The 9,979-nt window shown below is 56.2% G+C and carries 8 protein-coding genes and 1 tRNA gene; 4 read left to right on the top strand and 5 right to left on the bottom strand.

What is annotated here, in order from left to right; genetic code table 11:
* Positions 1-298: 298 nt before the first annotated feature.
* On the bottom strand, positions 299-715 hold the full coding sequence (locus tag JUK32_RS08925) for a hypothetical protein (RefSeq protein ID WP_204138509.1): 417 nt from the start codon (positions 713-715) through the stop codon (positions 299-301).
* 32 nt (positions 716-747) lie between these two features.
* Positions 748-2,946 (bottom strand): amino acid permease, encoded by a 2,199-nt coding sequence (locus tag JUK32_RS08930; RefSeq protein WP_204138510.1) that lies wholly within the window; start codon positions 2,944-2,946, stop codon positions 748-750.
* 386 nt (positions 2,947-3,332) lie between these two features.
* Between JUK32_RS08930 and thrS the strand changes: the two genes are divergently transcribed.
* Positions 3,333-5,144 carry a threonine--tRNA ligase gene (gene thrS, locus JUK32_RS08935; RefSeq protein WP_204138511.1) on the top strand — a complete coding sequence of 604 codons (1,812 nt, stop codon included), beginning with the start codon at positions 3,333-3,335 and terminating at the stop codon, positions 5,142-5,144.
* A 123-nt stretch (positions 5,145-5,267) separates the two neighbouring features.
* Here thrS and JUK32_RS08940 read toward each other — a convergent pair whose 3' ends face one another.
* Entirely contained in the window at positions 5,268-5,990 is a 723-nt protein-coding gene (locus JUK32_RS08940) for a nuclease-related domain-containing protein (protein ID WP_239112475.1), read from the bottom strand.
* Positions 5,991-6,179: 189 nt separating this feature from the next.
* Here JUK32_RS08940 and JUK32_RS08945 point away from each other — a divergent pair, with 189 nt between their 5' ends.
* Complete coding sequence (locus JUK32_RS08945; protein ID WP_204138512.1) at positions 6,180-6,569, top strand: nucleotidyltransferase family protein; 390 nt, start codon at positions 6,180-6,182, stop codon at positions 6,567-6,569.
* Here the strand turns inward: JUK32_RS08945 and JUK32_RS08950 are convergent.
* Both JUK32_RS08950 and JUK32_RS08955 read right to left on the bottom strand, forming a co-directional pair.
* Positions 6,549-7,424: a hypothetical protein gene (locus JUK32_RS08950; RefSeq protein WP_204138513.1), complete on the bottom strand. Its 876-nt coding sequence runs from the start codon at positions 7,422-7,424 to the stop codon at positions 6,549-6,551. The genes JUK32_RS08945 and JUK32_RS08950 overlap by 21 nt on opposite strands.
* A 113-nt stretch (positions 7,425-7,537) precedes the next feature.
* Positions 7,538-7,690 carry a hypothetical protein gene (locus JUK32_RS08955; RefSeq protein ID WP_204138514.1) on the bottom strand — a complete coding sequence of 51 codons (153 nt, stop codon included), beginning with the start codon at positions 7,688-7,690 and terminating at the stop codon, positions 7,538-7,540.
* 141 nt (positions 7,691-7,831) lie between these two features.
* Between JUK32_RS08955 and JUK32_RS08960 the strand changes: the two genes are divergently transcribed.
* Together JUK32_RS08960 and JUK32_RS08965 are read left to right on the top strand one after the other, a co-directional pair.
* Complete coding sequence (locus JUK32_RS08960; RefSeq protein WP_204138515.1) at positions 7,832-9,631, top strand: hydantoinase B/oxoprolinase family protein; 1,800 nt, start codon at positions 7,832-7,834, stop codon at positions 9,629-9,631.
* Positions 9,632-9,763: 132 nt separating this feature from the next.
* Positions 9,764-9,835 (top strand) — tRNA-Thr (locus JUK32_RS08965).
* The last annotated feature ends 144 nt before the right edge of the window (positions 9,836-9,979 follow it).

Genomic DNA, 9,979 nt, shown 5'->3' on the forward strand with positions numbered 1-9,979 from the left:
GCCATCTTTCAGGGATGGTCACTAGCCCAGGAGGGATTTATGTGTACTTAGTAGCCTTGGCAAGGAGAGGAACCGGAAGTGCTGCCAGCGGCGAACTCAAAGCCCGCATGGCGATAAACTTCTCCTAAGCCCTCCGGGCAGGCTTCGCCAAAGGCAAGGAGAGGTGCCGGCAGGCGGTGAGGTTTTAGTCGCCCCAGCGGAGTCTAGCAGCCCCTGCTAGGGTAACCTTGACCAGATTTATGCCGAATGAATCGCAAGCCGATCGAGGATGAAAAGCCGGTCAGGCATTGCCAGCGATCTACAGCAATGACATGTCGATGTCGGCAGAGGGGGGCAGTGCCGCATTGGGGGGCGTGCTCGTTTCACCGCATTGAATACTGAGGGTCAGGTCGCTCATGCCCCACATGTCAAAAAACTGCTCGGACAAAATTTCGCCCGCCGCCGTCATGTCGCCATCTGCACCAATCAGGCCCCCTTCCAAAATGCGACCGCGATCGGTTTCTAAATCGAGGCGCAGACTACCATCGTCCAGCGGTCGGATAAAGAGATGACCGTAGGCGAGAACTTGTCCGGCACGACTGATGATGGTGCAACGCATGGGCGGTGAAATTCCAATGTTGAGAAGGGCGATGTGAGGCGGCTGAGCGGGGGTGATGGGTAAGCTGAGAATCCGCCAATAGGCTTTGACCTTACGGGTCAGTGGGGGGCGTGTCAAGGCAAGCGCGATCGCCCCTTGCCCCGCCGCCGTTAGTTTTGTAACACATCGGCAAAGGCAAAGTTCGGCGCAGCTAAGACCAAGATCGTGGAGGGCAACCCCTGCAGCCGTTCTTGCATGGCACTGTAGTAAGCCTGAAAGTCGTCTCCCGGCTCAGCCAAGCCCAGCAAGATGCGATCGGCGTGGCGAGAAGACTGGTGCAAAATCTCGTCGAACGATCGCCCATTGGCCACCAACACATGGGTGATCGCGTCAATCCGCAAGTTTTCCACCAGTTCCTTAATATTGGCTTGGGCCAAGGTGGCAGCGGGTTCGTCTGGCACGACGAGTTTGAGATGAATTTGCGCTTTGCGCCAGTCCAACCCATCGCGCAGTAGTTCCGCCAAAATCAGCATCAGCGCCCCGTTGGCGTGCAAGCCGCCCCACCAAACGTCGATTTGGCGACGGCGCTGGCTGGCAGCTTGAGGATTCTCGCGATAGATCACGACATTGCGTTTGGCTTGGTGCAGGTTGTGGATGAGGTGGCAGTAGCGATCGCGATTTTCCGACGATTCGTTATCTCCCAGCAATATAGTGTCGGGGACAAGCGGCCCCAGTCCGTAAATTTCCACCAGCCGCTCTACCCCTTCAAAAGGGTCTGGCGCTGTCAGTACCCGCACCAGGGCTTGCACCTGCCGTTCGCGCAGATAGTTACTGATGCTTTTTTCCATCTCCTCTTGCTGCATCACACTGCGAGATCCGGTGGGCAAGACGCTGGTAATGGTGAACAGCCCCCGGTTGTGGTTTAGCGTATCGGCCAGCTCAATCAAGCCCCACCGCCGCATGGGCGATCCCGATAACACCAGCATGTGGGGTCGCCAGGTTCTTGGATCTGGATCATGCCCCACTTGAAATAGGCTGGTACGCAGCACCGCCATCCAAATGCCTCGGCGCGCATCGCCCCAGGTACTGCGCAACTCGCGCCGCTGAATCCACAGAAAAATGACCGCCACAATCACCCCAGCCACCACCGTGGCGACGGGGTTGATCAAAAACATGACCGCCAAACAGCCCAGCGCCCCCAACACCGACAGCGACCAATGCACCGCAAACATGGGCCGAAACGAGGGGCTGTCGAGAAAGCCCTCGACCCCAGCGGAAATGTTTAAGACGAGATAAGTCGTCAAAAAGAACATCGTCAAGATCGGGGCAATCAAGTTCAAATCACCAACGACGACGGCCAAGACCACCACCCCCAGCGTCACGGCTGTGCCGATGCGCGGTTCATCGCTAGCGCCGCTGCCCTTGCCCAAAAAGCCCAACCAGCGCGGCAACACGCCATCTCGCGCCAGCGCCTGCAAAATTCGCGGAGCCCCGAGAATGCTGCCGATCGCACTCGATAACGTTGCCCCCCAGATGCCCAACAAGATGGCTGGCCCCCAGAAGGCAATTCGCTGCATGATCAGGGGATCTTCCACCAGGGTGGCGGCATCCGCTCGGGTCGCCAAAAAGAACGGCAAAATCATGTAAATCGCGTAGCCTGTGCCCACGGCGGCCAGGGTGCCGATGGGAATAGAGCGAGTCGGTTCCTTCAGGTCACCGGACATATTGACCCCGGCCATAATGCCCGTCACCGCTGGAAAAAAGACCGCAAACACCCCCCAAAAAGGTTCGCCCCCCTCAGTGCCCCACATTTCTAGCTGGGTTTGCTCTAACGGTGACCCCAAGGCGAGGGAGAGCAAAGAAAGCGCGATCGCCCCCATGATGAAGTATTGCGCTTTGATCGCCAGCTCTGCCGAGGTCAGCGCCAGCACCGCCACCGCAATCGTCACAATGAGCGCCACATAGGTCTGATCGAAGCGACCAAAGGCGTTGACTACACTTTCGGCAAAGCCCAGGGTGTACAGCGCTACCGACAGCGCCTGGGCAAAATAGAGCGGAATGCCCACCGCCCCGCCCGTTTCAATGCCGAGGGAGCGGCTAATCATAAAATAGGCCCCGCCCACCCGTACCACCCGATCAGTCGCGATCGCGCAAATCGACAGCGCCGTCAACAGGGTGATGCTCACCGCCAGGGTGACAATAAGCCAAGCGCCCAACAAGCCCACATTGCCCACCACCCAGCCAAAGCGGAGGTACATAATTACCCCCAAAATGGTGAGCACCGACGGCGTATACACGCCGCCAAAAGTGCCCAGTCCGCTTGCTTGAGTCGCTTTTGGGGGAGCCGCAGAGGCAATATCTTTGGGCATGCAGGTTGTCAAACTTTGGGTATGGTCACCTCTCGATATTTGTTGGTTGCGTCAGATCTCACATCCCCCTGGGGAAATAGCTCATTCCCTATCAATGTGCGGGAATGTGCGAGCCAGGGCGAAGCATTTGAGCCACGATGGTTGAGGTCGGTGTCCGATGGTTTCCCCAAAATGCCTTACCCCTACGCACGTACTTCCAACGTCTCCACCCACCGCACCCACCCTCACACCCAACCACCCTGCTACCCAATCACCCTGCCACCCACCCACTCCCCCTGATCCCTCCCGTACCGATTAGGATGAAAATAATCGCAAAAACCCACTGCCACAACCGCTATCCCTAGTAGACTGGCTGTGGTCACATCGCACTTTTTTCTCCGTTCACTATGGCTAACGCTGGCGACTCTCCCGAAAAAATCCACCTACCCCGCACCGATGAGTCGGATCATCTCAAGCGCATTCGCCATACGTTTTCCCATGTGATGGCGATGGCGGTGCAAAAGCTCTTTCCCAAGGCGCAGGTCACTATTGGCCCGTGGATTGACTACGGCTTTTATTACGACTTTGACAATCCCGATCCTTTTACCGAAAAGGATTTAAAGGCGATCAAAAAGCAGATGATCAAAATCATCAACAAGGACCTGCCTGTGACGCGGGAAGAGGTCAGCCGCGAAGAAGCCCAGCGCCGCATCAATGAACTGGGGGAACCCTACAAGCTGGAAATTCTGGAAGGATTAGAAGCCCCGATCACCCTGTATCACTTGGGTGAAGACTGGTGGGATCTGTGCGCTGGCCCCCACGTCGAAACGACCAAAGACCTCAATCCCAAAGCATTTGATTTAGAAAGTGTGGCGGGAGCCTACTGGCGCGGTGACGCCGAAAAAGCCCAGCTCCAGCGCATTTACGGCACCGCTTGGGAAACGCCGGAACAACTGGCGGAGTACAAGCGCCGCCGCGAAGAAGCGAAGAAACGTGACCACCGCCGTCTGGGCAAAGAGCTGGGGCTGTTTGTCTTTGCTGACGAGGTGGGGCCGGGATTGCCGCTGTGGACGCCAAAGGGCACGCTGCTGCGATCGACTCTGGAAGATTTTCTCAAACAGGAGCAGGTGAAGCGCGGCTATTTGCCCGTGGTGACGCCGCACATTGCGCGGGTGGATTTGTTCAAAACCTCGGGGCACTGGCAAAAGTATCAAGAAGATATGTTCCCCATGATGGCGGAGGACGACCAGTCGCGGCAGGACGAAGTGGGCTTTGTGATGAAGCCAATGAACTGCCCCTTCCACATCCAGATTTATAAGAGTGAGCTGCGGTCTTATAAAGAGCTGCCCCTTCGGTACGCAGAATTTGGCACCGTGTACCGTTACGAGCAGTCGGGGGAACTGGGCGGCCTAACCCGCGTGCGCGGCTTTACCGTGGATGATGCGCACCTGTTTGTCACACCGGATCAACTCGATGACGAATTCCTCAAGGTGGTGGATCTGATTCTGGCGGTCTTCCGCAGCCTGCAACTGAAGAACTTCAAGGCACGGTTGAGTTTCCGCGATCCGGAGTCGGATAAGTACATCGGCAATGACGAGGTGTGGGCAAAGTCGCAAAATGCGATTCGGCGGGCAGTGGAAACCCTGGAAATGGATTTCTTTGAAGCACCGGGAGAAGCGGCCTTTTACGGCCCAAAGCTGGACTTTATTTTCAACGATGCCCTCGATCGCGAGTGGCAATTGGGCACCGTGCAAGTGGATTACAACTTGCCGGAGCGCTTCGACCTGGAATATGTGGCGGAAGACGGCAGCCGCCAACGTCCCGTGATGATTCACCGTGCGCCCTTTGGCTCGCTGGAGCGGCTCATCGGCATTTTAATTGAAGAGTATGCGGGCGATTTCCCCGTGTGGCTCGCGCCCGAGCAAATTCGCCTGTTGCCCGTGACGACGGAGTTAACAGGCTATGCCCAGCAGGTGGCCGATCGCATGGTGGCGGCGGGCATTCGCGCTGCGGTCGATAAGAGCGGCGATCGCCTCGGCAAACTCATTCGCAACGGTGAGAAAGGCAAGATTCCGGTGATGGCGATCGTGGGGGCGAAAGAACAGGAAGCCAATGCGTTGAGCATTCGCACCCGCGCCGAGGGCGAACTCGGGGTGATTCCTGTCGATGAGGTGATTGAGCGGTTGAAAACGGCGCTATCCTCCCACGGCAACTTTTAATCTGTTCGTAACTCATCATGCCGAATCGGTCGCAGGATTGGTTTAATCAAGCACAACGAGATTTGGAACAGGCGATCGCTTCAGCTTTACGCTGTTTTGCAGTCTGCGACAGATCTTTGTGGCTTATCCGAGTTTCTTGAGGAGATAAGATAGCCTGGATTTCTCAACGACATACACACCTTGGATTTTGTCTTTAATCTGCACTTTGGCGTCAGAGAAAGCAATGATAGGCGTGACAAATTTTAGCTGCTTTTGCTGCTTAACCTGAAACGCCTGTTTCATCACTTGTTTGAGAAAGTCTTTTTCGAAGGCATACTTTTGAGAGCCCATCAGTCGATAAAGCTTTTGCCCATCTGCGATGACCCGGCCTCGATGCGATTTTACGTCGATGACGTAGGTTTTATTGCGGGGTGAAAGGCAGACAATATCGATATCGCCCAGTCCTTTACCTAACCGGAGACCATACTCGATTGTCCATCCGGCAGCTGGCAAGTCGGCGATCGCCTCAGCAATATCTTCTTCTCCTTTGGCTCCCTGATCAGCATGGTTAGCCCGCCGCCACCAGTACAGACCATTGAACAAGCAACCGAGACTGGCGACTAGACAAAACACATAAACAATTGGTAGTAGGCTCGGAGCTTGGGAGGAACTGTTAGGAAGCTGAGCCAATAGTTCTTGAAAAAGTGTTTGAAGAAGAAATGGCAAGGCGATCAACAAAGCTGCTGAGGCCATGGCCGTCAGAGCTTTGACTCTTCTTTGCAAAGCCAGATTACGAATATTTTGTCCAGCTTTTCGATGTGATGGGCCCATCAACTCCTTTAGGGAAATGACTTTTTTCAGCAGCAACTCATTGAAGTAAAGTAGCTGCCTCCAGAGCTAGATTTCCCATAAACTCTGGCAATTGAGCAATGGTTCAGCTAGTATCACCCAGCTTGAGGTAAGTAGATGGACAGAAACGAATGTAGCTGGGGAGGTGTATTGAGGAGCCAGCCTTCGATCATTACGGTCCCCTTCAAAGCCAGGAGGCAATTGGTCATGCCCGTGCGATCCTTGAATTCGTCGATCTGGCGATGGCCGAGTAGAGACGAAGTGGATGACGCCTTGCGGCAATGGGTTACTCAACATGAGTCAGCCTTAGTTGAGGCGATCGCGGTCGGCTATTTTGGCTCTTATGCTCGGAACGAGGCCGGAGTTGGCAGTGACTTGGATGTGTTGATGATTCTGCGACAGAGCGCTTTGCCGTTCACCCATAGGAGCCAGCAATGGGATTTTCTCTCAATTCCCGTGCCCGTTGAGGCGCAGATTTATACAGCCGCCGAGTGGGCTCAGCTAGAGACCAATCAACCCCGCTTTTACGCCACTTTACTCCAAGAAGCGGTGTGGTTGAGGAGTCTATCAACCCCACTAGCCAACTTGGGGCAATAGCTTGAGTCGCGTCAACGGCGCGGTCAATTGCTGGCGTTTGCGTTGTAGGTAGGACGGATATCTTTCTGGAAGGTAGTGCAGCGCCAGCCAATCTTGGAAGGCCGCTAACGCCGCCTTGGGGTACACATACTGCCGTGATCTGGCCCAGTCGTTTAGGGGGCGCTGAGGCATGGCAAAGCGATCGCCGTATTGCGGCCCCAGACCCTGAATATTCCAGTAGCGGTTCCAGGCTTTATCAATATTGACCAGCAGGGCGGTGCGAAGTTCGGTTAGGGGGAGCGATCGCGGCGGCTCCGTTTCAAGCAGTTGGCTAATGCTGAAATATCCGACGGGAATACCATTCCGCAGCGGGCGACGCTGAAACGGATCGGCTTTGGGCTGAATGGCCTGGGGCGGTGGGGTGGGCTGGGGCGACGTTTGCACCACCTCGCAGATAAACTGCGGCAGTTGCTTTTCGCTCAGCAATCGCAGACTATTGCGGGCGGCTTCTTTATTCGCTTCAAAGGCGTAATAATCCAACAGCGCCATGCAGACCTGGTAGGGATAGGCCGAAACGTTGGCCCGACCACCAAATTTAGTGCCATCGGGAATGCGGACGAATAGGCGATCGCCACCATAGCTGTAAGTTGCTAGCAAGTTGGCGAGTTTGCCTGCTCGATGGCGATCGCCCACCTGCGGCGTGATTTCGCCCCAGCCCACCAGCGTACTGTTAGAAATGCCACAGGCCCGTGCCAACTCTCGTCCAGACATGAAAGGAGTGCCATCGGGCAAAAGACCGACCTCGATGGGGAGTCCGGAGACCTCGATCGCGGGGATGGCTTGAGGGGCCGGGGGCAATAGGGTAGGTGTAGACATGGTGGTTGAGCGATCGCGAGTAAGCCGTCATGATCGTTTTCCTATTTGGCGAGTCGGTCACCCGTAGGCAAAGATGGCAAGCCAGCGCTAAATATGGAAAATCTAAAATGATTCTAACGCCTCGGTTCTACATTTAGCGCTTTTCGTGCGATCGTTACAGTCACTTCATCGCCAATGGCAATCATCCCCGCCTGCTGGGCCGTTCCCAGCAAAGACACGCCGACTGCCGCCAATCCCAATAGCTGGGGAGCGTTGCGAACAGGCATTCCAGCACTGGACGGCGATCCATCCAGCCCTAGCCGACTGGTCGCGCCCCGCCAAACTTTCCTCTCTAGTAGTGCAAGTTACGACTTGAAGCCCCACCACCCCCTATAACGAAGAAGACTGTTTCCCTACCCAAACATGCCATGACGGTTTCCTTGCCTCAGCCTCGCCAACTGCCCAAAATTGACCCCGTGACTGCTCAGGTCGTCGCGGGTGCCCTCAACGGCATCGCCCTAGAGATGGGCCACAAACTGGCTCGCATGTCCTACTCCAGCATCATTCGCGAGTCCGAAGACTTTGGCGCGGCGATTTTAGATGCCGACTGTCAGCAGCTGGCCGAATGCGCCTACAGCACCCCACTGCAACTCGGCCCGATTCCCGGTTACATGCGGGGCGTGCTCAAAGCCATGGCCGAAGAGGGGGAAGAGTTTTTTCCCGGTGACGTGATTCTCCACAATCACACCTACTATGGGGCCTCCCACGGGCCAGACATCGGCATTGGCATCCCCATTTTTAAGGATGAGGAACTGATTGGTTACTCCTTCACGACGGCCCACCATTTGGATATTGGCTCGTCGTCGCCCGGTAGCTGCGGCATTGTGGATGCAGTGGATGCCTTTGCCGAAGGGCTGCAATTCAAAGCGGTGAAGCTGTACGAAAAAGGCGTGCAAAACCGCCAGGTGTGGCGCATCCTACGGCAAAACATTCGCAGCGCCAACGTGGTGGTGGGCGATATCGAAGCCCAAGTCGCCGCCTGTCGCGTGGGCAAACAGCGCTTTCTCGATTTAGTAGAACAGTACGGCTTGGATACCGTACTGGCGGCCAGTGGTGAGTTGATGGCCTACTCTGAACGGATGATGCGGCAAGCGATCGAGCGATTGCCCGACGGCGAGTACAGCGCCGAAGGTTTTCTCGATGGCTTTTTGGACGATCCCGACCCCGGCAAAAAAGACCTGAAGATTGCCGTCACTGTGACCATCGACGGCAGCGACATGACCATCGATCTGACGGGCACCGCCCCCCAGGTGGACGATCGCCCCATCAATATGCCTTTCGTCGGCACGGTGGACATTGCCATTTTTGTGACGTTGCGATCGGTGCTGCTCGACACCGCCCTGATGGAATATGTGCCGCAAAATTCCGGCCTGACGCGCCCGGTGCAGATCGTCGCGCCCAAGGGCTGTCTAGCCAACCCGATTTATCCTGCCCCAGTGATTGCCCGCTGCTGCCCCGGTAACATCGTCGCCGACACCCTGATGAAGGCCCTGGCCCAAGTGGCCCCCCGCAACGTTAGCGGCGGCATCGGCAACATCAAAGTCACCTCCTACAGTGGCGCGCTGGGCGAAGACTACTGGGTGTATATGGACATCACCGAGGGCAGCTACGGCGGGCGCTACGGCAAAGACGGCATGGATGGCGTCGATACCCTCTATGCCAATACCCGCAACAACCCCATCGAAGATATTGAGGCGCACTTGCCCCTGCGGGTCACCCGCTACGAACTGATTGAAGACGCCAGCGGGGCGGGCAAGTATCGGGGCGGTCTCGGCTCCATTCGCGATATTCAGTTCCTCGCGCCGGGGCAAATGTCGCTAGAGGGGGAAGGCAACAAGTACGCGCCCTGGGGCATTTTTGACGGCAAGGATGGCACCCCTGGCGCAGTGCAGGTGCGCAATCCTTATGCGGCTACGGTGGAAGATTTGCCCTCCAAGTTTCCCTGCCGCAAAACAAAATTGGGCGATACCCTGCGTACCGTCAGTCCCTGTGGCGGCGGCTATGGCCATCCGTTAGAGCGCGATCCGGCCTTGGTGTTGGAAGACGTGCTGGATGAGTTTGTCAGTATCGAGTCGGCGAAGCGCGATTATGGCGTAGTGATTGATCCGGCGAGCCTGGAGATCGACGAGCAAGCGACCGCTGATTTGCGTCGGACGATGGCCGCATAGTGCCCCTGGCATCCACAGCGCTGTCTGATCAAGCGGGCAACTGATTGAGATGTGTCTGTCTGTGCTGATGTTGGGCGTTCTGGCGATCGCCCTTTCAGATTTCACCAATCCTGCTAAAATTTGAATCGCACTGCCGACGTGGCTCAGTGGTAGAGCACTCGATTCGTAATCGAGCGGTCGCGGGTTCAAATCCCGCCGTCGGCTTTCCGTGAAAGACGGGTATCCCCATGCAAAATTCGGCGGCGGGAACGCTATCTGTTTGCCGGCATAATGACCTTACCTCGAAAAAGTGGACATTCCCGCAGAGTCGACAAGGAAGGAGAATGTTCAGATGACTCAGAAACCGCG

It is taken from the genome of Halomicronema sp. CCY15110 (assembly GCF_016888165.1).
GTDB lineage: Bacteria > Cyanobacteriota > Cyanobacteriia > Phormidesmidales > Phormidesmidaceae > Halomicronema.